At 59.5% G+C, this 26,487-nt stretch carries 19 protein-coding genes; 13 read left to right on the top strand and 6 right to left on the bottom strand.

Translation table 11 applies throughout. From position 1 onward, the window contains the following. The first annotated feature begins 79 nt into the window (after window positions 1–79). From BLT92_RS06510 to BLT92_RS06460, 11 genes are all read left to right on the top strand, one after another. Window positions 80–2,023 carry a nucleoside-diphosphate sugar epimerase/dehydratase gene (locus BLT92_RS06510; protein WP_172802561.1) on the top strand — a complete coding sequence of 648 codons (1,944 nt, stop codon included), beginning with the start codon at window positions 80–82 and terminating at the stop codon, window positions 2,021–2,023. Continuing rightward, window positions 2,023–3,060 carry an MraY family glycosyltransferase gene (locus BLT92_RS06505; RefSeq protein WP_092104202.1) on the top strand — a complete coding sequence of 346 codons (1,038 nt, stop codon included), beginning with the start codon at window positions 2,023–2,025 and terminating at the stop codon, window positions 3,058–3,060. Before BLT92_RS06510 ends, BLT92_RS06505 begins: the two co-directional genes overlap by 1 nt. Continuing rightward, on the top strand, window positions 3,057–4,412 hold the full coding sequence (locus tag BLT92_RS06500) for a glycosyltransferase family 4 protein (RefSeq protein WP_157691357.1): 1,356 nt from the start codon (window positions 3,057–3,059) through the stop codon (window positions 4,410–4,412). The genes BLT92_RS06505 and BLT92_RS06500 overlap by 4 nt, the downstream gene beginning before the upstream one ends. Next, entirely contained in the window at window positions 4,409–6,157 is a 1,749-nt protein-coding gene (locus BLT92_RS06495; protein WP_172802560.1) for a glycosyltransferase family 4 protein, read from the top strand. The genes BLT92_RS06500 and BLT92_RS06495 overlap by 4 nt, the downstream gene beginning before the upstream one ends. Continuing rightward, a complete protein-coding gene (locus BLT92_RS06490) occupies window positions 6,154–7,053 on the top strand; it encodes an ABC transporter permease (protein ID WP_092104196.1) in 900 nt (299 codons plus the stop codon). Before BLT92_RS06495 ends, BLT92_RS06490 begins: the two co-directional genes overlap by 4 nt. Next, complete coding sequence (locus BLT92_RS06485; protein ID WP_092104194.1) at window positions 7,040–8,350, top strand: ABC transporter ATP-binding protein; 1,311 nt, start codon at window positions 7,040–7,042, stop codon at window positions 8,348–8,350. The genes BLT92_RS06490 and BLT92_RS06485 overlap by 14 nt, the downstream gene beginning before the upstream one ends. After that, the gene (locus BLT92_RS06480) at window positions 8,347–9,228 is read left to right on the top strand and encodes a DUF6270 domain-containing protein (protein WP_157691356.1); all 882 of its coding nucleotides are present in this window, start codon (window positions 8,347–8,349) and stop codon (window positions 9,226–9,228) included. Before BLT92_RS06485 ends, BLT92_RS06480 begins: the two co-directional genes overlap by 4 nt. After that, the gene (locus BLT92_RS06475; RefSeq protein ID WP_092104190.1) at window positions 9,225–12,794 is read left to right on the top strand and encodes a bifunctional glycosyltransferase/CDP-glycerol:glycerophosphate glycerophosphotransferase; all 3,570 of its coding nucleotides are present in this window, start codon (window positions 9,225–9,227) and stop codon (window positions 12,792–12,794) included. Before BLT92_RS06480 ends, BLT92_RS06475 begins: the two co-directional genes overlap by 4 nt. Then, a complete protein-coding gene (locus BLT92_RS06470) occupies window positions 12,791–16,504 on the top strand; it encodes a bifunctional glycosyltransferase/CDP-glycerol:glycerophosphate glycerophosphotransferase (protein WP_157691355.1) in 3,714 nt (1,237 codons plus the stop codon). Before BLT92_RS06475 ends, BLT92_RS06470 begins: the two co-directional genes overlap by 4 nt. Next, window positions 16,504–17,352: a glycosyltransferase family 32 protein gene (locus tag BLT92_RS06465; RefSeq protein WP_092104185.1), complete on the top strand. Its 849-nt coding sequence runs from the start codon at window positions 16,504–16,506 to the stop codon at window positions 17,350–17,352. Before BLT92_RS06470 ends, BLT92_RS06465 begins: the two co-directional genes overlap by 1 nt. A gap of 300 nt (window positions 17,353–17,652) precedes the next feature. Next, the gene (locus tag BLT92_RS06460) at window positions 17,653–19,227 is read left to right on the top strand and encodes a hypothetical protein (protein ID WP_231939062.1); all 1,575 of its coding nucleotides are present in this window, start codon (window positions 17,653–17,655) and stop codon (window positions 19,225–19,227) included. 8 nt (window positions 19,228–19,235) lie between these two features. Here BLT92_RS06460 and BLT92_RS06455 read toward each other — a convergent pair whose 3' ends face one another. Then, the gene (locus BLT92_RS06455) at window positions 19,236–20,147 is read right to left on the bottom strand and encodes an LCP family protein (protein WP_092104183.1); all 912 of its coding nucleotides are present in this window, start codon (window positions 20,145–20,147) and stop codon (window positions 19,236–19,238) included. Window positions 20,148–20,260: 113 nt separating this feature from the next. Next, window positions 20,261–21,412 (bottom strand): YbfB/YjiJ family MFS transporter, encoded by a 1,152-nt coding sequence (locus BLT92_RS06450; RefSeq protein ID WP_092108872.1) that lies wholly within the window; start codon window positions 21,410–21,412, stop codon window positions 20,261–20,263. 407 nt (window positions 21,413–21,819) lie between these two features. Between BLT92_RS06450 and BLT92_RS06445 the strand changes: the two genes are divergently transcribed. Further along, the gene (locus tag BLT92_RS06445) at window positions 21,820–23,109 is read left to right on the top strand and encodes an MBL fold metallo-hydrolase (protein ID WP_092104181.1); all 1,290 of its coding nucleotides are present in this window, start codon (window positions 21,820–21,822) and stop codon (window positions 23,107–23,109) included. A 320-nt stretch (window positions 23,110–23,429) separates the two neighbouring features. On the opposite strand, the gene BLT92_RS06440 is transcribed toward BLT92_RS06445, so the two are convergent. From BLT92_RS06440 to BLT92_RS06425, 4 genes are all read right to left on the bottom strand, one after another. Next, window positions 23,430–23,774 (bottom strand): integrase core domain-containing protein, encoded by a 345-nt coding sequence (locus BLT92_RS06440; protein WP_092104179.1) that lies wholly within the window; start codon window positions 23,772–23,774, stop codon window positions 23,430–23,432. 35 nt (window positions 23,775–23,809) lie between these two features. Next, a protein-coding gene (locus BLT92_RS06435) for an IS3 family transposase (RefSeq protein ID WP_231939061.1) occupies window positions 23,810–25,044 on the bottom strand; the annotation gives its coding sequence in 2 pieces (ribosomal slippage) (window positions 23,810–24,777 and window positions 24,777–25,044; 1,236 coding nt in all). A 50-nt stretch (window positions 25,045–25,094) separates the two neighbouring features. Further along, entirely contained in the window at window positions 25,095–25,676 is a 582-nt protein-coding gene (locus tag BLT92_RS06430) for an IS3 family transposase (RefSeq protein WP_092104176.1), read from the bottom strand. After that, entirely contained in the window at window positions 25,673–26,014 is a 342-nt protein-coding gene (locus BLT92_RS06425) for a transposase (RefSeq protein WP_231939060.1), read from the bottom strand. Before BLT92_RS06425 ends, BLT92_RS06430 begins: the two co-directional genes overlap by 4 nt. On the opposite strand from BLT92_RS06425, the gene BLT92_RS06420 reads away from it, so the two are divergent. Then, window positions 25,952–26,434 carry an IclR family transcriptional regulator domain-containing protein gene (locus BLT92_RS06420; RefSeq protein WP_092108869.1) on the top strand — a complete coding sequence of 161 codons (483 nt, stop codon included), beginning with the start codon at window positions 25,952–25,954 and terminating at the stop codon, window positions 26,432–26,434. The two genes, BLT92_RS06425 and BLT92_RS06420, sit on opposite strands and share 63 nt — an antisense overlap. Window positions 26,435–26,487: the final 53 nt, after the last annotated feature.

Here is a 26,487-nt window from a genome sequence, read left to right as displayed (position 1 = left end):
GGCTGCGGCCACCGAGACGATGGTCTGAGCGACAGGCTCACCCCGAAGCAGTGCGCGTGAGTCGAGTGAAATGAGAACTGTGGGAAGCACCTCCGGACCCATTCCCTCACGCACCCCTCTGGCCAAGGGCATCATCGCATCCGTCCTCTCATTGACCGACGGCGTCGTCTTCGCCTTCCTCGTCGTCGTGATGACTCTTGTCCGCTACGACTTCCACATGGACCGAGTCAACGTCCCGGGCATGTTCGTGTGCTCGGCCATCGCCCTGCTCGTGTTCCTTGTCTGCGGTCCTCTCGCCATCTATCAAGGGCGGTACCGTCGAGGTTCGACCGACCAGTTCGCGGCCATCGCGGGGACCGTGGCGCTGGGCGTCGGCCTCATGTGGGTCGCCGAGTTCGTTTTCGCCAGTCGCCTGTTGATCCCTACCAGCGTTCCGATCGCGGCCGGAGCCATGATGGTCGTGGTCAAGAGCCTGGAGAATTGGGTCCGTCGCAACCTGCGCCAGCGAACACTCTCAACCTCCGGGGCGTCGCGACCGACGCTCGTCGTCGGGGCGGGCAGCCAGGGGACGCTGGCACTGGACATGATCGCCCAGGACTCCCGCAGCGAATACGCGGCCGTCGGGATGCTCGACGATGACCCGAACAAACGCCATCTGCGCTACAACGGCATCCGCGTGCTCGGACCGATCTCCGACATCGCGAACCAGGTCGATCGCACCGGCGCCAGCGTCGTGCTCATCGCCATCACGGACCTGCCTCCGGAGGATCTGCAAGAGATCGCTTCGAATCTCGAGTCCCGACCGGTCGAGATCAAGATTATGCCCCGGCTCGCAGTCTCCGACTACAGCCGACCGGAACCTGATTCGCTCGACGTGGCCGACCTGCGCCACCGCAACTTCCGAGATGTCAGTCTCGAAGACCTCATCGGCCGCAAACCGATCACGACCAACGTCGAGGACATCGCCTCGGCGATCACCGACCGCGTCGTCTTGGTCACCGGGGCCGGAGGGTCGATCGGCTCCCAACTGTGCAAGCAGGTTGCCCGGTTCGACCCCGCCAGGCTCATCATGACCGACCGCGATGAGTCCGGTCTGCACGCCACCCAGCTCGGACTCGAAGGCTCGGCCCTGCTGACCAGCGAAGACCTTGTGCTCGGCGACCTTCGGGACCCGGCCTTCATCGATGCTCTCGTCGCCGAGGCGCAACCCGAAATCATCTTCCACGCGGCAGCGCTGAAACACCTGACGTTCCTCGAGCGCTTCCCGGAACAGGCCGTGCGCACCAACGTCGGCGCCAGCCTCGACCTGCTCGACGCAGCGGTGGCCAACGACGTCGAATCCTTCGTCCACATCTCCACGGACAAAGCCGCGGGAGCGACCTCGGTGCTCGGGCGGACGAAGTTCTCGATCGAACGCGCAGTCGCCTCGGTGGCGGCAGAATCCGGCCGGAAGTACATGTCCGTGCGCTTTGGCAATGTGCTCGGCTCCCGAGGATCCGTGCTGGAGACCTTCGTCGCGCAGGTGGCGGCCGGGGATCCGGTCACGGTCACCGACCCAGAGGTCACCCGCTACTTCATGACCGGCGACGAAGCCTGCGAACTCGTCCTGCAGGCGGCGGCCATCGGCCGACCTGGTGAGACTCTCGTCCTCGACATGGGCGAGCCGATCAAGATCGATGACCTGGCCAACCGCGTCATCGCGCTCAGCGGTCGCCCCGATGCCCACATCGTCTACACGGGACTGCGGCCGGGGGAGAAGCTGACCGAGGCACTCCTGTCTCCGGGCGAGGAGGACGTTCGTCCCACTCACCCGCTCATCACGCAGGTCCCGATCACTCCGATCGACCTCGATGCGCTGAGGCGACTCGTCGACGCTTCACGGGATGCCGGAGTCTTCACTCATCGCACGGAACTCGAAACCGAACTGACCCGGATCGTCAGCACGCCGTCTGCCACGAACGCCTCCGGCTTCGCGATCACAACGACGACGGTGACAATTCCGGATGCCGGGGCCGCCAACTGATGAATCTGCTATCGCTGGTGATCTTCGTCGTGGCCGCCGTGGTCACGACGGTCAGCGCTCTCATCGCCTTTCCGCTGCTGAGACGTGCAGGCGTCGTCGACGTGCCCTCGCATCGTTCGTCCCACACCCAGTCGACGGTGAGAGGCGGCGGCGTCGCCATCGGCTGCGGAATCACGGCGGCGACGGCACTGGTCATGATCTGGAACCTCACACAGCATGGCGTCTACGGTCTCGGCAGCATCGTGCTGCCGATCGGCTTCCTGGTGCTGACCTGGTGCTATTCGGCGATCGGCATGAGCGATGACCTCGACTCCCTGCAGCCCATCGGCCGCCTGGTCGGACAGGTCGTCCTCGCGGTGGTCTTCAGTGCCTGCATCGCACTGTTCTCCACACAGGGAATCGCGCACATCATCGCCTTCGCCATCATCGGCGTCACGCTGGTCAATGCCGTGAACTTCGTCGACGGACTCAACGGCTACGTGACCACATGGTCGATCATCACCGGTGCCTGGTTCGCCTTCGTCGGCTCCTGGATCAGCGAGAGCGATGTCATGCTCCTCTCTCTGGCCCTCGCTGGCGCAGCAGCGGGCTTCTTGCCGTTCAACCTCGGTAGGGCGAAGGCCTTTTTGGGGGATACCGGAAGCTACGGCATCGGAGCTGCGGTCTTCGCCATCGCTGTCTGGCTCTTCGTCCTGGGCGTGCCGATCGTCGTCATCATCGCGCCCATGATCTTCGTCCTCTTCGACGTCGGCCTCACCCTTGTGCTGCGGCTCTTCAAAGGAGAGAACATCTTCCTCCCTCATCGACACCACATCTATCAGCGGATCCAGCAGGCCGGTTGGTCTCACGGACGCGTGTCTGTCTTCCACGCCGCACTGAGTGTACTGGCCTGCATTCTGGCCGTCCCGACCCTGATCGCAGGCAACACCGCGGCAACGTATCCAGCGCACGTGTTCTGGGCCGGACTGCTGGCCCTCTATGCCTTCCTTCCGCTGTGGCTGCGCAGACGGAGTCCCGCCGAGGTGGTTCCCGCATGAGGATTTTGCTGCTCAGCCATTACTACTACCCGGAGGTCGGTGCCCCGCAGCGTCGGTGGCGGATCCTTGTCGATCACCTCCGCGCCGCCGGTCATCAGGTCATCACCGTCGCCCCACATCCGCACTACCCATATCCCGATCGGAACGGATTCTTCGGATCACGGGTCGGGCGGGGGCGGACCCGAGTCGACGTGCGCCTCGGCGGCACCTGGGACACGGGAATTGACGGCGAAAGGATCCTGCGTGTTCCCTATCTGCACAGCGGTTCGTCGATGGCCCGACAGATTCTCGACCAGACGGTGTCGGCGACCGGTGCCATGTCCGCTGTCGTCGACCGGCTGCGAGGCAGAATGAGGCCTGACGTCATCGTCTCGACAACCCCTGCGCTGCCGTTCCTGCTCGCCGGAGACTCCCTGTCCCGGATTCTGCACGTGCCGCACGTCGCCGAGGTGCGGGACGCCTGGCCAGACCTCATCTCGGAGATGAATCTGGTCACCGGTGCCCTTGGAAAATACCTGCCGAAGAAGCTCACAGGAGCCGTCGAGCACAAACTTCTACCCGGCCTCCTGACCCGTGCTCAGCGTCGAGCTGCAGTCGTGGTCGTGACCACGGAAGGCTTCAAACGTCGTCTGGAGGAGCGCGGCGTCACCGCCGAGGTGGTGCGCAGCGGAGTGTCTCCGGCAGAGCTCGCCGGTGCCTCGGGGCTCACCGCGACGGGCGCAATCCCGGTGATCTCATCGTCGGTGGAGAACCTGAGCGGGGTCACCGTCTCGAAACCTGCCACGGCACGGGCCGGACTCAACCTGCTGTATGTGGGTACCGTCGGCCGCTCCCAGGACCTCAGCACTTCGATCCGGGCCATGGCCAGCACCGAGGGCGTGCGCCTGCGGATCGTCGGCGACGGTGTCGACACATCTGCCCTGCAAGCTGTGGCGGCAGAACATGACGTGCCCGTCGAGTTCTTCTCTCAGCACGCCGGTGCCGGACTCGCCGCCCACTGGGAATGGGCGGATGCCGGACTCGTCAGCCTCAGCCCGCTCGAATCCTACGAATACACCGTGCCCTCGAAGCTCTACTCGCTCATGGCACGCCGGATCCCGGTCCTCGGCGTCGTCTCGGGCGAGGCCGCCGAGATCGTTAGAAGCACCGCCGCTGGTGAAGTGGCGCGTCCTGGAGACGTCGCCTCGGTAGCCGCAGCCATGACGGCCATGCGGGAGCGCATCGAGGCCGGTGAGAAATTCGGCACTGCTCCCGCTTCGGGACAGGAGCCTCGAGAATGGGTGCTCCGGCACGCCTCGGCCGCGGCCATGGGACATGGCTACGAACGAATCCTCACTCGGGCGGTCTCATGAACCTGTCCTTCCTTGCCCGTCAGCTCACCAACGTGGCCTCGACGACCGTCGCCCATGTCAACGATGATCGTGTGTTCTTCGGCATGCAGCTGGCCCGACGACTGCCCGGCCCGGCTTCACGTCTCGTCGGCCGCGCCCTCGGTCTCGTGCCCGGGGACGCCGGCCAGGCTGCCTCTGCATGGCTGTTGGGGGAGGAGACGAAGGCGAAGAGCCTCGTGTCGAATTGCCGGACGCCATCGCGGCTTCTGGGGGAGATTGCTCTCAACCTCGGCCTCCTCGACGAGGCCGAGACCATTGCGCACTCGGTTCCCGGTGCCGCCGCACTGAGTTCTCGCATCTGCTGGACCAAGGGCCAGATCGACGAGGCGATCAATGTCCTGCCCGATGGTGCTCGTCGCACGCGACTCGTCGATGAGCGTCTCTGCCTGCAACCGGGCTGGTGGCCCACCACGGCCCGACATGCCCCTGCCACGACAGCAGGCTCAACAACTCCCACGGCGGAGGAGTTCACCCGGCCCGCGGCTCTGCATGTGCTGACGAATTCTCTGCCGCACACCCGTTCCGGCTACGCCTACCGCTCGCACGCCATCCTTTCCACTCTGCAGGAGGCCGGGCACAAAGTGGCAGCCGCCACCCGGCCCTCCTACCCGGTGACGATCGGACGGGTGAGCTCAGATTCGGTTGAAACCGTCGACGGCATCGACTACCTGCGGCAGGTGCCTCTGCGCCCGCTGCCCACTCCCACCGCTCGGCTGAGCGACCAGGCAGATTGGCTTGCCGCACAGGCGGAGGAACGTGGAGCCCAGGTCCTCCACACCACCACGCACTACGTCAATGGTTTGGCCACCGGAGCAGCAGCGCACGCTGCTGGCCTGCCCTGGGTCTACGAGGTTCGTGGTGTGCTCGAGGAAACCTGGGCGGCAGGCGGATCCACTACTGCAGAGCGGAAGGCCCGTCGAGCCAGCCAGCGTTTCGAACTCATGCGGGCCAAGGAGATCGAGGTCGCCACGGCCGCCGACGCTGTCATCACACTCGGTGAGACTATGCGTGATCACCTCATAGCGGGCGGAGTTCCGGAGGAGAAGATCACCCTCATCCCAAACTCGGTCTCCGACGCTGTTGTCAACGCGGATGTCTTGCGCCCCCCTGCCGAGGTCAGGGTCGGCCTCGGGCTGCCTGACGCGGGCATCTGGGTGGGAACCGCTGCCTCGATCGTCGGCTATGAAGGGCTCGACGTCCTTGTCGACGCGGTCATCCTTGCTCGCGCCAAGGGCATCGATCTGCGGCTGCTCATTGCGGGAGACGGTGTCGCCCTGCCGGAACTGCGGGAACGTGCAGAGATCCTGGGCGAGAACGCGGTCTTTACGGGGCGGGTGTCCCAGGCCGAGGCGATTGAGTATCAGCTGGCGCTCGACGCTATCGTGGTCCCTCGGAAGAACGAGCCGGTGTGCGAACTTGTGACCCCGATCAAACCGATCGAAGCGATGGGCCTGGCCCGTCCGGTGATCATCTCCGACCTGCCGGCGCTGAGGGAATTGGTTCCGGACGCAGCAGGGCTTCGCGTCACCCCGGAGAGCCCTCAGGAGCTGGCAGACGTGCTCTCTCAGTTGGCCTGCGATCATGGTGCGAGGAAGAGATTCGGACAGAATGGACGTGAACATGTTCTCGGGACACGGAGGTGGAAGGACATCGGTCGTCGATATGGCCAGGTCTATTCCCAGCTCACAGGAGCTGGTTCGAGGTGAGTGAGACGACGAACCGGAGCGACCCCGCAAATCCGCTCGGTCTGAGCACAATCCCTTCTGTCTCCAGCGAAGGGCTCGTCCCTGTCGGAAAGCGCACCAGCCTGCGCAGCTATCTTGGAGCGCTGTGGAACCGGCGGCACTTCATCCTGGCCGAATCCCGGGCCAAGATGAGTGGCTCAACGAGGAAGAACGTCCTGGGCTATGGGTGGCTGTTCCTGAACCCACTGCTTTCTGTGCTCGCATTTTGGTTCATCTTCGGATTCATTCTCCAGTCGTCCCGCGGCATTGAGAACTTCATCGGCTACTTAGTCATCGGCGTCTTCTTTTTCCAGTTCACTGGCAAGTCGATGACGGGCGGTACCGGGGCGATCCGTTCGGGTGCATCGATGATCAAGGGGTTCCAGTTCCCTCGCGCTGCTCTGCCGATATCTGTCGTCGTGCGGAACTTCCTCGACTTCATCCCCAGCGTGGTCGTCATGGCCCTCCTCATCGCGGTCATCCCGCCGGCAGAGGTGATCACCTGGAGAATCGCCCTCATCATTCCGATCATCATCTTGCAGACGATCTTCAACGTCGGACTCGCCTGCTTCCTAGCCAGAGTTGGCCACAAGATCCCGGACCTCACGAACTTCATGTCCATCGTCAGCCGCTTCTGGCTTTACGGTTCCGGAGTCTTCTTCTCCATCGAGGACCGACTGTCCGATCATCCGACAATTTTGGCTGTCATGCAGTTCAACCCGATGCACGCATACCTGACTCTGACTCGGGACTCACTTCTCTATGGCGTCGATTCACCGCTGTGGATGTGGGTAATGGGAACCGTCTGGGCCGTCGGCTTGCTCATTGCCGGATTCCTATTCTTCTGGCGAGGGGAGGAGAGCTATGGTCGACTCTGAACTCGAACATCCGAACATCATCGCTGAGAACGTCCAGGTCCGCTACACCGTCAACACCAATGATCCCGGTCAAAGCTCAAAGGGGCTGCGACGCGTTGGCAACGCCATGCTCGGGCGCCGGGGCCAGACAACCGTGCGCGCACTGCGCGGAGTCAACTTTGTCGCCCGTGAAGGTGAGATGGTTGGCATCGTCGGTGCCAATGGCTCCGGCAAGTCGACCTTCCTGCGCAACGTCGCGGGAGTTGAACAGCCGGATCGTGGTCGCATCCTTGTCCGCTATCAACCTCTTCTCCTCGGCGTGAGCGCAGCTCTGCAACCCGCGCTCTCCGGCAGTGAAAACGTTCGCCTGGGCTGTTTGGCCATGGGACTGTCCCCAGAGGAAGCGGCTGAGGCGTTCGACCATGTCGTCGAACTCTCTGCGCTTGGCGCTGGCATCCATCGACCGATGGGCACGTATTCGTCCGGTATGGGTGCGAGACTGCGATTTGCAATTGCACTGGCGGCACGGCCGAAGATCCTGCTCATTGACGAAGCGCTCTCCACCGGTGATGCGACCTTCGCCGAACGCAGCGAACGCGCCATGGACGAGCTGCTCGCAGAAGCCGGCACGATGCTCCTTGTCAATCACGCAGCCAAGGTGATTCAGGAGCTGTGCACGCGTGCAGTGTGGATGCACAAGGGAGAAATCCTCATGAACGGCCCCGCCGAAGCGGTCGCCGAGAAGTACCGCTGGTGGGCGTGGAATGTGGCTAAGGGCAAGGAGGACATCGCTGACAAGCTTCTTCATGATGTCGTCAGCAACGCTGTTAAAGAAGAGATCCACGTCCTCGAACCCGAACTCATCAGAGATCCGATTCCACGTCATGCCGCGCGCTCAGTGAAGAAGGCTGTAGCCGTTGCCAGACATATGAAGCGCAAGGATGTGGTTGATGAAGTGGAAGAGACTTCTGCACCGATGCTAGCTGTAGCAGAGGCTCAGATTTGGCCAGGAAATGGTGCGCCAGAGCCTCCCAAAGCCAAGTTCCCGTCGCTGCCGAAACCTGCCTCACAGGCAGTGAGTGCCCCGCGCATCCATGACGAACCACCGCCTCTCCGGCTGCGCCCGAGGGACAAACGAGTGGTCCTTCGTGCCGCTGACCCGAAGGATCGAGCCTCGTCTGTAGCGTCCGCCGATGATTTCACCGGCCGTAGGCTCGCGTCTCGCGCTCGCAAGATCGCCGATGAACGGTATCAGGAGCGAGAGAGGCTTCGTCAAGAGGACGTTGCACCAGCGTTCGGCCAGGACTCGGGCCGATGAAGATAGCGATATTCGGCTCCTGTGTCAGTCGTGACACTGCTGAGTTCATTCCCGATGCTTCGGTACTTGCCTACGTCGCTCGACACTCCGTTACTAGTCTGGAACGACCGCACGGGACGATGGGCGTCGACATCAGCGGCCTGAGTTCGGCGTTCCAGAAACGCATGGTTACCAGCGACCTCAGGGGCAACGGGATCGAGCGGATCACGAAGGAAGCTGAAGATCTCGACCTCGTGCTCATCGATCTCGTCGATGAACGCCGAGGGTATTGGCAGTTCCGCGATGGGACGACAATGACAAATTCACTTGAGCTCGAATCCTGCGGAGCAGTGCGTGACGTACGTCGCCAAGGCGCGCGCCTGGTCGAGTTCGGCACCGACGAACACTTCGAGAACTGGCAGACAGGCTTTGCCGCACTCATCGACGGGCTGAAAACGGCGAAACTCTGGAACCGATCTATCCTGCTCGATATCGAATGGGCCGGTGCGGTGGATGGGGCTCAGCATCCGCGAGACGACAGCTTCTCCCGGATCGGCCGTCGATGGCGACGGTTGCAGCGGAGATCTCGCGATGCTGCCAGGGGTCTGTCGAGAGGGCGAGGCATCGGCGACGCTTGGACGAGCCTGCGGACGGTCAAGCCGACTGAGGCTGAAGAATTTGCCGACCGTGCTGCTGTGGCCAACGCTGACTATGTCCGCTACCGGAAGTCGGCGCGAACTGTTTCCGCAGCAGCTGTTAGCAGAAGGAGCAGTGAGGTCCGCATCGACCGTGAGCACAAGTGGGGGCCACAGCCCTTCCACTTCCGGGCATCCGACTACCAGTCGATTGTCGAAAGCGTCCTCGGACTTTACGCGGAACAAGGGGGTGAACGTTCGTGAAGGAACAGAAGTGGCGGAAGGCCCTCTGGCATCTTCGCCACGGCGGCCTCGACGGCTTCCGCAGATATCGAGAAAAGGTCGCGGAAGAATCGACGGTAGAAGGCACATCCCAGGCGGTCCGGTCGAAACATGCCGACGGTCCAGAGCTGAGCGTGGTCGTCCCCGCTTACAACGCCGCCAGCTTCATCGAACGATGCCTTAACAGCATTCTCCAGCAAGACGGTGTGAACCTCGAGGTCATCGTCGTCAATGACGGATCGACCGACGAAACCGATGATGTCCTGAGCTTTGAAGCGAGCTGCGACAAAAGGGTGATCGTCCTCGACACTGAGAATCGAGGGCCTGCCGAGGCGCGGAACCAGGGGGTAGAAGCTGCTCGGGGTTCCTTCCTCGCGTTCGCCGACGCGGACGATGAGGTGCTTCCCGGCGCCTATCGCCTGATGCTCGACTCCCTTTCGAGGACGGGGTCGGACGTGGCAACCGGGTCCTATGTTCGTCATGGGGCGACAGGTCGTTCCCGTCCAAAGATTGCCACGCGAGTCCATGCTCGTCGGCGCTTGGCCGTGCGACTCGAGGACATGCCGGAACTGCTGGAAGAACCGGTGTTGTGGAACAAGGTCTACCGGCGAGAGTTCTGGAATCGTCATGTCGGAGAGATGGTGAGCTACGCCAATTATGAGGATCAGGAACCGGTTTACCGGGCGTTCATCGCGGCCGCTGGCATCGATGTACTGACGGAGGACGTCTATCTCTGGCGTCTGGCCGATGGCAGACAGACCAGATCCCGGCGGAAGGGTAGACTCACTGACCTGCGTGCCAGATTGACAGTGATCGAAGCACTGTCCGGAACACTGGAATACGAGCCTGAAGCGGTGCGCGATCGCGCATATGCGATCTGGCTCGGCCGTGATCTGGCCATGCACGCACAGTTCCTAGACACTGCCTCGAAAAAGTTCCGAAAGGCACTAGCCGCCGCGGCATCACGGCTGAAGAAGACGATGTCGAAGAGCTCCTGGGACCTGATCCCGGCTCAGGAACGTCTCTTCATGCGAGTGGTTGCAACCGGACGGCTTGACGACATCGAGGAGATCCTCGGCACCCGAGCAGAAGAGACCACCGCAGTACCTCTCGAGCAGGTCGACGGCACATGGTTTGTCGCACCGACATACGTCGGGCGGCTCGAAACGCGTATTCCTCGACGCCTCCTCCGGGCTAAAGCGGTCGACTTCGACCCGCAGGTGATCATCCGAAACGCACGGTGGATCGACCAATACGTCATTGAACTGCAAGGTTGTGCCTATATTCCCGGAATCGCCCCGGACGACGTCGACGTGCGAATTCTGGGATTCATGGACGGGGCAGTGGTCGCTGACACTCCGGTCGAAAGCGTGAGTGATAACAAGATCGATCTGGAGGTCGGAGATCCATGGCGAAGTTATGCCCACGGAGGCTTCCGCGCACGGATCAGCGTCGAGACGCTTGCCGACATCTCTTCGCGAGGAATCGACCTGATCGGGCAGTTCGACATCGACGGCGTCCAGTTGCGTGTCCCCGCACAGTCGGCGGCTGTCGTGGGAATGATCGCGCCCAGCCCGATAGCCCGAGTCAATCGGGTGACAGTCGTCGCCGACAGTCATGATGAGCTCTCGATCCGGCCTGTGGACCTCCCAGACCGTCCGATCCTGGCGAAAAGTGTCTCAACCCAAGGCAGAAACGTAACCGCCACTTTGACTGGAAGTGCCGACGTCGATGGCCTGGAGCTGCGCAGCGGTGCAGAGCGAATCCCGATGCGCGCGCAGGGCCCGGCGATTTACACCGGTTCGCTTTCGGAATTGCCCGAACAACTCCACAAAGGTGGAGAACGAACCTGGTCAATCATCGCTCGTACCGACCGTGACCAAGTAGACCCGGTTTACCACGAAGCCGTGGACTACCTCCTGCCGGACACTTCATGCGTACGTAGCTCGGCGAACGTCGAAGGCGAAGTCCGTCTGGACCAACGCTACAAGCGCGTCTCCGTCACTGGCGCGGCGAGCGACCGCGACCGACTGCTTGTCACTGGAAGAATCGATCCGCCAGAGAAGCTGAGTGTAGTGCTGAGGTCGTCGGATCAGACGATCGCACCAGACGAAACAACCCTCCATGCTGATGGCACCTTCACTGCCGTCTACGACCTGACGACCGAGGGCGCTGAGGGCGGTACGGTCGCGGCTATGGCCGGCGGCTACCATGTCCGATTCGGTTCCTCGGCCGATCAAGCGGAAGGGTGGGCACGCGTCGCAGGCACACTGGCGATCCGACCCGTAGACTGCTTCACCGAGTGGAACACAATTCGTCTCGAAGGGCGTAGTTCCGGGGCAGTAGCCGTCACAGCATCACCGCCATGGTCGACCCAGGAGAGGACCAAGGTCGGCAGTTTTGCTCTCCGTGACCGTGACTGGGGCCCCTTGACCGACGGCATCGTCTTCGAGTCGTACAACGGGAAGTCGGCGAACGATAACCCGAGAGCGTTATTCGACGCCATCCGCGAAGAAGATTCCGCAATTCCACTTTATTGGTCCGTCCGTGACCGCCGAGTCGACGTACCAGACGGTGGAATCCCAGTCGTCGAAGGCACCACAGAGTGGCATCGCGTTTTGGCAACAAGCCGAGTGTGGATCAACAACAACAATTTTCCCTATTACGTTCGGAAGCTTTCCGGACAGTTCTATCTGCAAACCTGGCACGGTACGCCTATCAAGAAACTATTGTGGGATATCCCTCAGAGGCGAGTGCCACTTACATATCGACGGCTAATGCGCAACGAAGTAAGGCAGTGGGATCTATTGCTTGTACAGTCAAAGGATGCAGAGCAAGATCTCCGGACCGGTCTCGGCTACCCTGGTCAGACGGAGTTAGTCGAATATCCTCGAAATTTGCGATTGGCTAAGGGACCGATCGTTCAGAACAGTCTTCGTCACAGACTTGGAATCGACGATAACGAACGAGTGATCCTGTACGTTCCTACTTGGCGCGAGGCCGATCGCTACGGTGGAGATTCAGCATGGCCGGACTTGATCGATTTACATGCTCTTTCAGAACAAACGGACAGCACAGTCCTTGTGCGTTATCACCACATGACAAGATTTCGGGAGGCGAATCGGCACCAAGTCATTGATGTCTCCGAGGAGCCCTTCGTTGAGGATTTCATGACCCTTGCAGATTTGCTCATTACCGACTATTCATCAATTGCCGTCGACTTCTCGTTGACCGGTAAACCTGTGATCCACCATGTTCCTGACTTGTCGAGCTACGCTGAAGAGCGTGGATTCTATGATCGGTGGAGTAACACCGTGGCTCGGGCAGTCAAAGACCATCGAAGTTTGGTAGAACTTGCAAACCAATTACTGGAAAGTTCGCCGCTAAACGGCCCTGCTATACCTCAAGAGATTAGGGCTGCCTCCTCAGTTGAAAAACTGCGGAACATGATTCTCGCTAAACACGATACGCAAACAAAAATGGAACCCGTTGACAATAAAAGCAATGCACAAGCGCTGCTGCCCCACAGAGAAGGAAACTCACAGTGACAACCGCCTCATCAATGCAGAAGACCGCTCGCCGCAAGGTGCGTCAGGTCGGATCTTTGGCTAAGAACCAGCTCGTGAGAGCGACAAGACGTTTCAACACATCACTTGCAGAGTCGGAATCGGCGGAAAAGGTCCAGCTAGCATCTGCGATCACCGATTTTCCTGCTAACCCGCAACTTTCTGTAATTGTCCCGGCTTACAACGTGGCTAAGTACCTCGAAGAATGCGTCGAATCGATCGCAGCGCAGTCATATATGAACTGGGAAATGCTCATTATCAACGATGGTTCGCAGGACAAGACCGGGTCGATAGCCGATCGAGTTGCTGCCGTTGACGGACGAATCCGGGTTGTGCATCAGGAGAATCAGGGGCTGGGCGCTGCAAGAAACACTGGGATCAAGAAGTCCCGCGCACCCTATATGACCTTTATTGATTCTGATGACCTCGTCGCACCTCAGGCGTTTCGTCTGATGATGGAATCGGCTGAAGAGTCAGGTTCTGATGTGGTCATAGGTTCCATCGATCGGTTCAACTCCACTCGTCACTGGGTGCCGTTCTGGGTCGACCTTGTACACGATGAGCGTCGAATCGGTATTACCGCAAAGGAACTGCCCGCTGTGATGTGGGACGTGTTTGCCTGCAATAAGATATTCAAACGAACTACCTGGAATGACAACGTGGGTGAGTTTCCTACGGGAACACTATACGAAGATCAAGAATGCACTGCAAAGCTATTTGTTAACGATGCTACTCTCGACATTCTGCCTGAAACCGTCTACCACTGGCGACACCGAGAAGATGGTCAGTCAATCACTCAACAGAAGTCAAACATAGACGATCTTGCGCAACGAATACATGTCGCGGAGCGCGTCGAATCTATTGTCCACAATTACACGACGACTTATGTCGAGTACTGGTACAAGAAATGCCTTGGCGAGGATCTGTTCTACTACTACCGCGAAGTACCGCGGACAGGCCCGGAATTCTTTGAAGTACTCAGTAGAGGGGTTAGGGAATTTTATGACGTTGCTCCGCGCGAGGCTATCGCGAGCATCGACCCGCCTCGTCGGTGGTTGGCTTATCTCGCTGCATATGGCACGCGCGAGGACATGTTGGAACTGCTTACTGCGTTTGACACTTACCGCACCTACTACACCGCGGTGTACGAAGAAGGTGAGATCAGAGCCCATGTTCCGCAGCTTGAGCGATTGTTCAACTCCATCCCGAACGACCTGCGGTTGGTTAAACCTGAACATTTGAAACCGCAAGTGGTGCTTACTGCTGTTGATAGCGACTACAACGGCGCACTGACTATTGAAGGCTTCGGGTATATTCCGAACCTAAACTTCGACCTCTCATATGCGGTGGAAATGCAAAATGAACAATTTAGCCTATTTGCAGACTCTGTCGTCATCGACGAAGATAGCCCGGGTGCGTACACTGCAGACCCGTATAACCCGCATTCTAGGTCCAAATTCCGAGCAACCTTCACCAGCGATCTTATTAATAGGTCATTCGCTTGTGTAGGTCAGACTGAGGGTAATGAACTAGATCTGATCGTTTCACTTTCGGCAAAAGAACACAGCTGGGAAGTTAAGAATCCTAAACGTTCTGCCGAAGGAATTGGAGGCTGGCCTGCGCCCACCGAGATGACAACCGGAGGGCATCGATTCGTGGTGGTAGGTGACTCGAGTACAGGCACGACGTTGAAAATGCTGACTCCTCGATTCAAGGTTTTGGCTTTGCGGTTCTCTGATGGGAGCATTCGCATAGATGCCGAACAGTGCACCTACAATCGACTTCCGAATCATGCTCGGTTCGGTCTCGAAAACGCCTGCGTCCGTATAAAGAGCGGGAGTGAGGTATTAACTTCCGGTCTCGTGCACGGCGATGCATCGGGATTTTACGCGACATTGTCTACAAAAGATCTAAATGTTCCCCATCAGAGTCAATTTTCACAATCCTTGAACGTCGATATCATTTGCGATGGTAAATTTGCTGCTCCTTTGGCTGTATCTCAACAGCTAATAGACAATCTCGAGCCGCAGGGACTCGTTGCCGTCACAAGTAGTGGTTTTGGATACCTGGGTATGAAGCTCTCGTCGGTGAGTACTCTGGTTGAATCAGTGGTTTGTGACCATGAGTCGAACGAGATTGTATTCTCCGGCCGGCACTTCGTCGCTAAAGACGAGATTCGTACATATGTCCCGTCTCTCGCTCTGGTTAGTGCGGATGACACGATCAAATGCACGGACCTTCGATGGCACCAGGGCACGGGCTCCTACGTTGCGCGGTTCCGGTTAGTAGATAGAGGTGGAGAAATCCTTCGCCCGGGGAGGTTCATCCTTCAGAGCCTGATGCCGACAAAACAGAACAAACCGGCAACTCTATGGGTCGGCACTTCTTCAGAACTTGAAAGGCAGTTGCCTAAGGACCTAACGTCGAGAGCTCACAATCTTCGATTGACTGCAGTCGGAAAGAGTCGTGCCCTGGAAATTACCCTTACCGGGCCCGGCAAGACTAAAGACTCTGAATCAGCATTCCAGGTTCGGTCTCGATCACTGGCGCACTTCTCTGACCCTGACCGGGCGGTCGAGCCGGGAACCGTCTTCTTCGAGTCTTTCAGCGGTGACTCTGTGACTGACTCTCCGAAGGAGATCGACAAAGTGTCAGCTACGCATTTTCCTGAACTCAAGCGATTCTGGTCAGTGAGAGACCTATCGATAGATGTTCCGGAGGGCGCCGTGCCTCTGGTGGCTGGGACGGACGAGTGGATGTACAGGTTGGCGACAAGCTCCGTGATTGTCAACAACAATAACTTCCCCCACTATTTCCGCAAAGCCAAGGCACAGAAATACATACAAACTTGGCATGGGACACCGTTGAAGAAGATTGGCAACGATGTTCCGGGGGCGAGTTTATCGCTCCGGTATCGAACGCTGATGACTAAAGAAGCTGAAACCGAATGGGATCTCATGCTCGCACAGAGCTCGTGGGCAGCAGAAACTCTATCATCGGCCTTCGCCTTTGACGGGCTGGTCTTTGATGCTGGATATCCACGTAACGACGCTTTGGCAGATAAATCTCGCATGGTCAAGAGTAGAAGTTCCGTGAGGGAAATGTACCGCATCGGCGAGAGGCAGACTGTCATTCTGTATGCCCCTACTTGGAGGGATGATCTCAAAGACTCGTCAGGAAGATACAGTCGAATCGACTTTCTCGGAATGGACAACACCATCAAGTCACTAGGTAGCGACTATATAATCTTCTATCGAGGACACGCGAATTCCGCGCATTCTCGCCAGGGACCGCTGCCTTCGGGGGTTATTGACGTTACTGGACATAGCGATGTCAATGAACTCATGGCAGCTGCCGACCTGATGATCACCGACTACTCATCGATCATGTTTGACTTCGTGGTCACCGGCAAGCCAATCTCCTTCGTCGTTCCAGATCTGGGCCGGTATCGGGATGACACGCGGGGGTTTTACTTCGATTTCGAACGAGAAAGTCCTGGCCCGTTATTCAGTAATGGAGAACAGGCGGTGCCTTGGATCAAGTCGGCGGCTGAAGGCGCAATCACCAACTCCGAAAAATATCTCAATTTCGTCGGACGATTTGCCCCTTCTGACGATGGGCGAAGCGCAGAACGGTTCATGGACGAATACGCGAACTTGTTCGGAATCGGCAGTTTGCGAAAGGAAGTATAATGGAAACCATCTGGTTGTACTGGGAGAATGTGTACTCGGCCTCGATGCCTGACTATATTCAGCTTTGCATGGAGACTATTGAGGCTCAGGCCGGCGACTGGGACGTGGTGCTCCTCACTCCTGAGAATGTGAGAGAGCATATTTCTGGGCTCAGAGATGATTTTTTCGATATTCCCGAAGTGGCACACAAGGCCGACTACATTAGAGGCGCGGTACTTGAGCAGTGTGGTGGCTTGTGGATGGATATTGACACGATCGCTTTGCGCCCTCTATCGCTCATCACTGATCTGCTTCCCCTCCATGGCGCAGTGTTCTATGGCTGGCAGTCATTTCAGCCGAGTATTGGCCTGATCGCATCAGAACCGGGCCATCCGTTGATTGCGCAGTGGAAAGCACGCATGGACGTAGCCCTTGATTCGGGCTTGTCACAAAAGTGGTCGGGCATCGGGTATGATCTGCTTTGGCCATTGGCTAAGACGATCCCTTACACCCATATAGCTCATACGATTTGTGCCCCGACTCACTACACAGAGACGGCGAAATTTGTTGAAAATCTAGAGCCAGATGAAGTGCTGAAGGCCGAGACCGTAGTCATGCAGCTTTACAACAAGATGTTCTTCAAGATCTATGGATCGATGGGACGCGACGAGATTCTCGGGTCCGACTCACTTATCGCCAAATGTTTTGCGATAGGTTTGCAAGCCGATCCGAAGTGGCAGATTCTCGCCAAGCAGCTGACTCACGACTCTTCGCTTCGGGTAAAATCTCGAGATCGGGCAGCAAATGGTGAGGGAAATATCGGGACCATCTATGTAAATGAGGCGTTAGAGATGTACGAGACCAGTTAATTCCCGCTTGAGGCCCTGATCTAGCGGTTCATCGAAAATGAGAGTGTAGAACCGGTCTGTATCTGCGGGACGCGAGTGGGGGACTGATAACGGGTTAGGTGACACCTGATTTGGCTTGTTTACAGGCAAGTCTGGACGGGAGTGATGCAAGGAAAGGTGACATCTCAATTGTTACCTTTCCTTGCATCAGTCCCATGAGCTCACACAGTACTGCGCGGTGATTTGTTGGCGGCCATGGGAGTCTGCCCATAGACGGACAGTGGAAATGCCCGCGCCTGGCCAGAAGGGAAATATCGGGCAATGGTGATCAGGCGAGCGATTGTGGCATGCTCGGCGTCGATAGTCCTGCTGCTCAGTGCCTGTACCTTCGGGTCGTCGTCCGACGAAGCCTCGACACCCGCCGAGCCGAGTCCGAAGCCGACCGTGTTTGAGCAGAAGTTCTCGTCAGATACGCGAGGTGAAGCGGCGACTCTCTCACTCTCAGGCAAGAAGACGAACAAGAACTTCCGCGTTGACAACATCGGCCTCTCGCTCGAATCCACAGTGCTCGCCGACAGGCGGTTGGACCCCGAGGCCTCCAATCTTGACTATCTGCTCAATTCGCTGGGTTCTCCTGCGCTGCGATTCGGCGGAAACGAACTCGACAGACGCTTGTTCTGGACTTCCGATCACGCATCACCCTCTAAATCTGATCAGGTGGTCGTCACGCCTGAAGACTTGAAACGACTGAAGAAGCTCGTCGATGTCACTGGATCAACGGTGACGATGGGAATTCCATTGGGCACATATGCCCCGAAGCAAGGTGTCGATATGGCCGTTCACACTGTCGACATCCTTGGCGACTCTTTAGTTGGTCTGGCAATCGGAAATGAACCGAACGGGTACAAGGTCAAGGATGTGCCGAACGGTGCCGTGCGCGGGAACGATTGGAACAAGGAGAAGTACGTCCAGCAGCTCGAAGCCTATGCGAAGGCAATCCATGCCAAACGCCCCGATGCCCCGATCATCGGCCCTGAAGTCTACGACGGAGCCTGGATGGACGCTTTTGCCCATTCCGACGTCAAGAAGAAGTCCGCGATCTCTCAGCACTGGTACCAGCTGCCCGAATGCGAATCCGAGAAGGTACCGGGGCGCGGTCCTGAGGCGCAGAACCTCGTCGACCCGCTCGCAAAGAAGTCGGCGCAGAAGAATCTGGGCATCGGCAAGGACCACGCCGATGATGCAGGACTGCCGCTGTGGCTCGAAGAAACTGGACCCACCAGCTGCCCGGGAACGAATGACACCTCACTGACGAACGCCTCGGCGCTATGGGCTGCTGACTACACACTCTATGCCGCACAGCTGGGGGTGGAGCGGATGGCAATGCATTCGATGCTCGGCGCCTGTGAGGGTGGAGCGCCGATGTCGCTGGTCTGCGACCCCGCCGACCACGGCACACGGTCCGATACCTTCCAGGGCCGGCCCCACCTGGCCGCGATGCGCCTTCTGGTCCCGAGCACCGGTGGAACCTTCACGAGGACCGCTGTCAAAGGCGGTGGGAACATGAGCGCGTACACCGTGAGGAAGAACGAGGGGGAGACTCTCGTGACCACGGTCATCAACGCCAACGACGCGGCAAAGTCGGGCGGAAACCCTGTGAGCTTTCAGATGCCGAAGGGATTCTCCGTCGAGAGGGCCTCGCAGATCTACGGGCCGTCGAACGAAGCGAAGAACGCCACCTCGGTGATTCCGTCCAATCCGCTGCCGGATGATATCCCGTACAGCGGGGGAGAGAAGTCCGCCGAGGCGAGTGCTTCAACGAGCACGGGTGCAGACGAGCTCAAAATCGACATCGCGGCCAGCTCGGTCACAGTATTCATCATGACCAAGACATAGACCGGGCCTCAGTACCCCAGCGACACCAGGTAACGGAAGAATTCGGGCAGATCGTTGCCGGCCAGAGCGTCCTTGAGCGCGGGCATCGCCTCCGGATCGAAGTCGACGGTCACGGTGCCGCCCTCGTCGCGGCGGGAGTTGGTGGGGACGGTGACGACGGCGATGTCATCGTTCTGCAGCTGGCGGAGGCTGTTGGCCAGCTTGCCCAGCTCCAGTGTGGTCAGGTCCGCATCGTGGTGGATGCCTGAGGCGAATTGACCCAGCACCTCTGCGCCCTTGTTCGGATCCTTTGCCAATCCGCCCGACTTGAGAGCCTGGAAGAGTGCACGCAGAACCGCGCGCTGATTGCGGGTCCGGGTCTGACCGGCATCGTCGACAGGATCGGCAGAGGTGAAGATGCCGGTCGTCGAGCTGTCGAGGTTGTTGGTGCCCTCGATGAATTCGGTCTGGCCCGAGCTGAAGGCGGTGCGGCTGTAGACCGGCAGGGACCCCAGTTCATCGACGACATTCCCGAGCGCAGAGACCTCGAGCTCGGCCACGTGGTCGATGCGAATGCCGAGGAACTCCTCGGCGATGGCGACTATGACCGGCCACCCGCCGTCATCGGCGAGGGCGGCGAACGTCTGGCCCGATTCGATCTGCGTCGAGGGGTTGATAGTGAGGACGGCGGCGAAGTCACTGCTCGCAGGAATGTGGATGACGGCGAAGGTATCACCCTGGCTGGCCCGCGTCTGCTGCCCGTCCGGGGTGGTGACGCGCAGCAGGAGTGTGCGTGCGTCGGTCGCCTCCGGGCGGATGTCCTCAGGCGGGTAGATCTCTGCGTCGGGGAGAATGCGGGCGGAATCGTCGAACTCGGCTCGGGCGCTGCCCAGGTCCTTGATGGAACCTACGGCCGAGACCAACTTCTTCAGCTTCGCCATTGCGGTGCGTCTCCCTCGGTGTGATCAGTACTCTGCCTGCAGTTTCAATCATAGCTGGGAGGATGCGACAGATGTTGTGCGGGTGGTACGGAAATGGAGGGCCACCTCGGCGGTTATCTCTCGACGTTGCCGGTCAGTGACCCGTACAGGGTCAGAGCCATTGCGAGAAGCAGAGCGATCGCGGCGGCGATGAAACTGCCGACGATGGTCTCACTCAGTGCGAGGGCAACCAGGGCGGGACCGGCGATCTGGCCGAGGCTGTACCAAGTCGTGAGCTTCGCGGCAGCGGCGGTGATGCCCATCTGGGTGCCCTCGCCGATGGTCATCATCACCGCCCCGACGAAGGTCCCACCGAACAGTGCCGCGGAGATGAGGAGCAGGACCGGGTTGGTGCCGAAGACCGCGAGAACGGCACCGCCGACCTGCAGGCTGTAGCACACGACGAGGCCGCGGCGGGTACCGATGCGGGCGGCCACGTTCGACCAGATCAGCGGTGAGGCAGCTGTGGCGATGCCGGCGACGACCCACGTCGACGCGGCGGCCGTGTCCCCGAAGACAGGTTTGGCCAGCACGACCAGGTAGGTGCCGATGATGATGTAGCCGAAACCTTGGAAGAAATAGCCAGCGGTCAGGACCATCATGGCGCGACGGACGTGCGGGGCAACGGCGGCGGACTGATCGTGTGGGGCAGCCACCTCGACGGGGCGGGAAGCATGTGTGGTGTCGCGGCGTGTCGGCAGTGGCCAGGTCCATGCGATGACGGTGAACACGGCACTGAACAGGGCACAGATCATCCAGAGTCCGCGCCAGTCAACGAGGCTGCCAGCGCTGAGAACGATGGCTCCGGAGATGAGGATGCCGGTGCCGATTCCCGCATAGACGAGGCCGGAATCGGCAGGTCTGCGGGCCACGAACGGGATGCGCTGGGTGATGCAGACGAAGATGAGGCCCGAGGCGATTCCGGCCAGCGTGCGCACCGATCCCTGCCAGATCAGATTCGACGTCAGAGGGATGGCGGCCAGGCACAGGGTGGAGACAATCAGACTGGACCGGTAGACGCCTCGGGTGGGTTCAACCCAGCCGCGGGCAATGACCAGGGAGCCGATGAAGTATCCCACGTAGTTGAGTGTGGCGATCCAGGCACCTGGAGCCGAGCTCCAGTGCAGTGCCGCGACCATGAGGGGGAGGACGGGTGTGTAGAAGAACCTGCCCATTCCCATGGCCAGCGCCAGCCCGAGGGTGCCACGGATGGCGGTGGGATTCATGGCACCCGGGGAAGTGGCCCCCACTGCTGCACCCGCTTTCGTTCGGAAATGTGTGGTCTCGTGACCTCAGCATGTCACCGATTCGATTCGGGTGGTGCCAATGCTATGGCGCGGGTGCCGACGCTCCCGTGATGGGAGAGTGTCGGGGAGAATCAACGCCCACACGAGGGAAACTGCAAGCATCCGGAGCACCGCGTGTGCACGATGCGCCGTATTCACCCAAGGCAAACTCTGCATAATGTCTTCAGCCTCAATTGGGACGAAACGTCGCAGCTAGGTCCCAGGCGGGTGGCTGCTGGATTGGTGTGGGGGCCATGGAGTAGGAAGCACGAACTCCGAACCGAGTTATATTGATATATTCGGGAATACCGACATCGGGGTTGACTCGAATAGTGAGGGGACGTGCAATGCGGCCGCGCAAGATCTCGGACAAATTCCGGCAGCGACTTCAGGTGAATTACACGCAGTGGGCGGTGGGAGCAGGCTTCTTTCACTCACAGGAGTTTTCTGTCGACGACTCCGTGGGCGGAGTTACGTCTGTGTTAAATGTCGTATACGACTGCGGAAGTCACCGAGGGAATGCCATCGTTGAGCGTGAGTTGGACGAGTACGTCAGCAGGCACAGAAAGCAGCTAGACGTGCTGTTTATTTCCCACTTCGACCGAGATCATGTCTCGGGGTTACCGCTGATGAAGAGCAAGGGCATCGTCGCGAAGCGCGTAGTAGCGCCCCTACTCGACATCGACGAACGGCTGATTGCCTTCGCGAAGTCAGTCAGCCCTGACAATGCTGCCGCGCCCTCCGGCGCCGATCTAGAGTTCTACGGGCGTCTTGTCGTTGATCCCCGGTCAGTACTGAACGAGGTGGCAGAGCAAGTCGAATTAGTCGAACCGGGGCCCGGGCCGGATGACCAACAAGCCCTGGACGATTCACTGTTGCCCGAAGACGCCGACGGGGGTATGAATCTGCTGTTCAGGCGTACACCCAGCCAGCAGCTAATGCAGATCTGTGCTAATCCCCCGAGCAAGCAGGGCTCAGGTCAACCTGTCTGGGAGTTCCGGTACCACGTCCTGCAGCGGGTCCGGCGGCAGCGGCCCGTCTTTCGTGGTGCCCTAGCGGGGGAGCTCGGCATCACTTTAGCCGAACTTTCGTCCCTGCTGGCCAGTCCAAAAAAGGTTCAGGATCTTGTTAGTTCCCGCCACACTGAGCTTCGCCGCGCCTACGATTCCCTTGCCGGCATGAAGAGCCGGAATGACACATCGTTGTGCCTCTACTCAGGTCCAGCCAAAGCCCCCGGCACGTACCAAACATGGCGTAGCAGAGGCCAGCATTATCACGTGGATCGTCCCGAGGTGGGCGCGTGGGGCATTCTGCCGGGCTGGCTAGGAGCGGGGGATGCACCGTTGGCCGGGACATCCGAGATGGACGAATTCAACAAGGTGTTCGGCGGACGTAAGGTACACGTGGGGACCCTCGCGCTGCCGCATCATGGATCACGTCACAACTACCGCGACGAAATATTCGATAAGTTCACACAGGCACCCACCTGCGTCGTCGGAGCGGACGGACTCTATGGACACCCGAATCACCAGGTGGTGCTAGCGGTGGCCCGTTACGGAGGTACGTTGATACCAGTGACGACTATGCCTGCCAGCCGGCTAGACGAGGCCTGCACCATTTTCTTCCGGGCGTCGTGACGTCGTGACGTGAATGCTTTCGCTTAGATTGGAGTGGCAGTGAGACTTACTGTGATCAGATACATTCGTCAGCATTCTCACTTCCTGTTCGTCTGTGCCAATGTTCTTGGCGAACTAGGAATGTTGAAAAGTCAGGGCTGTGCCGTTTGACCTGGGCACTTCCACACGTGCCGACAAAGGACACTCGTCGAACAGAACCGGTTTCGATTTGAAAAGCAGCCATTTCGACGGTGCGACTACCAACTTGGTCGTCAGGGTCAGTGATTCTCGTCGGATGCTTGGGCGTGAACCCCTGGAAGTGGACACGTCAATGTGTACTATCAGGCGGCAAGATCCATCATAGATGCACAATCAAACTCGAAGTCAACCGGTGCTCGATAACCCAGACCCGAATGCCTGCGCCTCGAGTTGTAGCGAATCAACCACCGGAACACCTCACGCCGACATTGAGCCGCCGTGTCCCACCGCTTCGCGCCCTGTAGCGTCTCCCGCTTCAGAGCCGCGTTCACCGACTCCGCCAGAGCATTGTCAGCACTCGACCCGATCCTGCCCATCGACTGGACCACACCTAACCGGCGACACGTCGCCTGGAACGCCGAGGACGTATATTGACGACCATGATCCGAGTGGAAAATCGTATCGTTGAGTGTTTCTCTGTCGTTTATGAGGTTCCCCGCAAGTCGTGGACACGTGTGCTACGTCACGCAGCCTGCGTAGACGCTTCCTTCTCCACCTGACCAGCCTGCCGACCAGCCAGAAGATTGCCTTCGAACTCCACCGGCGGCACCATCCCTAACGCGGAATGCAACCGTCGTCGGTTATAGACAATCTCGATCCACCGAGCGACCTCGCGCTTGACCTCGGTCCGCGTCTGCCACACCCGACGATCGAAGAACTCCGACTTCAACGACGACCAAAACGACTCCGACATCGCGTTGTCCCAACACACCCCGGTGCGCCCCACCGACTGCTTCAACCCCAGCTCACCGGACGCGTGATACAGCTGCGTTGACGTGTATTGTGCGCCGCGGTCAGCATGAAAAATCACGTCATTCGGAGTCATCGCTCGTAGGGTATGAGCCATCCGCAACGCCCGCTCAACCAGGTCGGAATCCTGTCGGTCATCCATGGCCCACCCGAGCACTCTCCTCGAGCATCCGTCGCGAATCACGCAGAGGTAGACGAACCCCTCCCACGTGCGCAGATACGTGATATCGCTGATCCAGACAGCATCTAAGTCGCCCTGGTCCCAAACCCGTTTGACGAGATCAGGAATGTGATAAGTGTCCACACCCGGCAACGTCGTCACCGGCTGGAACTTACGAGGGCTGACTCCCTCGAGGCCTTGGCGTCGCATCGACGCAGCGACCGTCTTCTCATCCACGCACCGACCTTCACGAGCCAGTTCCGCTGTGACTCTGGGTGCCCCATAGACATCGTCAGAATCGGTGTGGACCTGACGGACCTGTGCGTCGAGGTCTCGCTGCACCCTCGCCCGCTTAGACGGACCTGCCGACCGTCGTTTCATCCACGCATAGAACCCGGACTTCGTGACTGCGAGGAGGCTGGCCATGCGACGCACCGAGTAATTCGCCTTCTCCGTTGCCATCAGTTCGAACTTCTCTTGTTTCGAGGCTTCGACGCGAAGAAGGCGGCCGCTTTTCCCAGAAACTCGTTATCTTGTTTAAGCTCGAAATTCTCCCGTTTCAACCGTGCCAGTTCACCACGTTCGTCCTCTCCCAGAGGCCCGGTTGACTCGCCTTCGCCGCGGAGTCTGTCCTTCTCGGCCTTGACCCAAGTGCCCAGGGTCTGCTCGCCGACTCCGAGCTCCTTCGCTACCGCCGCGATCGACCGACCCGTGCTGATGACGAGATTCGCGGCCTCGATGCGGTACTCCGGCGTGTACGAACGCCGCTGTCGCTTCTGATCTGACATGTTGAACATCCTTCCAGCAGGACCTGAAATCCCGCTACCTTGGGTGTCCACTATTCGAGGCTAACCTCATTTACTGCACTGTACAGCGCGTCTTCGACGAGGCTGGTACGCATATGATCAGCGATCGACCAGCCCACGATCCGCTTCGAACACACATCGATGACCGTGGCTAAATATAAGAACTTCCCCTCCGTCCCGTATGGCAAATACGTGATGTCGCCAACGTAGGTTGTGCCTACCTCGGCGGCCGTGAAGTCCCTCTTGACCAGGTCCGCGAAGACCTGCGCACCAGGATCCTTGACCGTGGTGATGTGAGGTTTGCGCAGATGCACGCCGACGATGTTGTTCGCCCGCATCAGCCGGGCGACCCGTTTATGGTTGACCGGCCCGTCGACGTCCGGGTCCTCGGCGAGCTCGACCGTCATTCGCCGGTATCCGTACGTGTGGTCCCATTCCTCGTGATGGTCCCGGATCCTCTCCACCAGCGCCTCGTCGGCAGCCTGGCGGGTGACCCTCGCCGACTGAGTTGCCCGCCATTTGTAATAACTTGAGCGCTGGATGCCCAGCACTGCACACATCCGCTTCACCTCGTGGGTGCCACGGTAGTCATCAACGAACTGGAAGCGGATCACCAGCTCGTCTCTGCCGCGAAATATTTCGTGGCCTTGCGCAGAATCGCCCGTTCCTCGGCTAACTGATCGTTCTCGGCTCGTAGACGCTTCTGTCGCTCGAGCAGGTCCGCGTTTTCCACCCGCAGACGGGCGATCTCGTCCTCGGTTGCCTCTGGGTGATCAGCCGACCCTGTCGGCACCGCTCCAGCGGCTTTGCGCGACTGGTACACCCACGTCTTGACTGCTCCCCTGGAGACGCCGAGGTCGGCCGCGACCTGGGTATAGGACATGTCAGGATGAGTCTCATACAGCTCGACGGCGTCGGCTTTGAACTCATCGGAGTACTTCTTCTTCGGCATGGTTTCTACTCGCATTCTCCGGCCCATTATGGGCCAGTCTCAGCGTGTCCACCACTCAGGGTTCAGCCCCTCCTCCCGGCGGCGCTGACCTCGGGCGGTCAGGTGCTGCTTGCCGAGCTCGATGGCGGGGTGCTCGAGAGCCTCTACCGTTCGAACTCGGCCCGCACCTCGGGCGACTTTCTCGACGAGGCGGACTTCGACCGATTCCGTCGACGGCTGGATTCCATCCGCCGGGTCGGCTTCGCGCTCAATCGGGAGCGTACCGAGCGGGGCGTCGCCGCTCTGGGGATGGCCGTGCGGGAGGCCGATGGAGAGGCGGTGGCCGCTGTGAGCATCTCCGTGCCCGCCCGGCATGCCGGGATGCTCGATGCGCCCGACCTCCACGCGGCGCTCGGACGGGCGTGCCGGGTCGGGGCGTAAGACTGTGAAGGGGTCGGCGACGTACAGAGCTGATCGAGAATTGACCCCCGGGT

Source organism: Brevibacterium picturae, from assembly GCF_900105045.1.
GTDB lineage: Bacteria > Actinomycetota > Actinomycetes > Actinomycetales > Brevibacteriaceae > Brevibacterium > Brevibacterium picturae.
Note: the sequence above shows the minus strand (reverse complement) of the source record. Positions and strands in the feature narration are given on the sequence as shown.

Bases quoted from the DNA above. Each gene is read 5' to 3' on its own strand.
- BLT92_RS06505 (WP_092104202.1), top strand. From the start codon at position 2,023: ATGAATCTGCTATCGCTGGTGATCTTCGTCGTGGCCGCCGTGGTCACG.
- BLT92_RS06500 (WP_157691357.1), top strand. From the start codon at position 3,057: ATGAGGATTTTGCTGCTCAGCCATTACTACTACCCGGAGGTCGGTGCC.
- BLT92_RS06495 (WP_172802560.1), top strand. From the start codon at position 4,409: ATGAACCTGTCCTTCCTTGCCCGTCAGCTCACCAACGTGGCCTCGACG.
- BLT92_RS06485 (WP_092104194.1), top strand. From the start codon at position 7,040: ATGGTCGACTCTGAACTCGAACATCCGAACATCATCGCTGAGAACGTC.
- BLT92_RS06480 (WP_157691356.1), top strand. From the start codon at position 8,347: ATGAAGATAGCGATATTCGGCTCCTGTGTCAGTCGTGACACTGCTGAG.
- BLT92_RS06465 (WP_092104185.1), top strand. From the start codon at position 16,504: ATGGAAACCATCTGGTTGTACTGGGAGAATGTGTACTCGGCCTCGATG.
- BLT92_RS06460 (WP_231939062.1), top strand. From the start codon at position 17,653: ATGGTGATCAGGCGAGCGATTGTGGCATGCTCGGCGTCGATAGTCCTG.
- BLT92_RS06455 (WP_092104183.1), bottom strand. From the start codon at position 20,147: ATGGCGAAGCTGAAGAAGTTGGTCTCGGCCGTAGGTTCCATCAAGGAC.
- BLT92_RS06450 (WP_092108872.1), bottom strand. From the start codon at position 21,412: ATGAATCCCACCGCCATCCGTGGCACCCTCGGGCTGGCGCTGGCCATG.
- BLT92_RS06445 (WP_092104181.1), top strand. From the start codon at position 21,820: ATGCGGCCGCGCAAGATCTCGGACAAATTCCGGCAGCGACTTCAGGTG.
- BLT92_RS06420 (WP_092108869.1), top strand. From the start codon at position 25,952: ATGAGTCTCATACAGCTCGACGGCGTCGGCTTTGAACTCATCGGAGTA.
- BLT92_RS06425 (WP_231939060.1), bottom strand. From the start codon at position 26,014: ATGCCGAAGAAGAAGTACTCCGATGAGTTCAAAGCCGACGCCGTCGAG.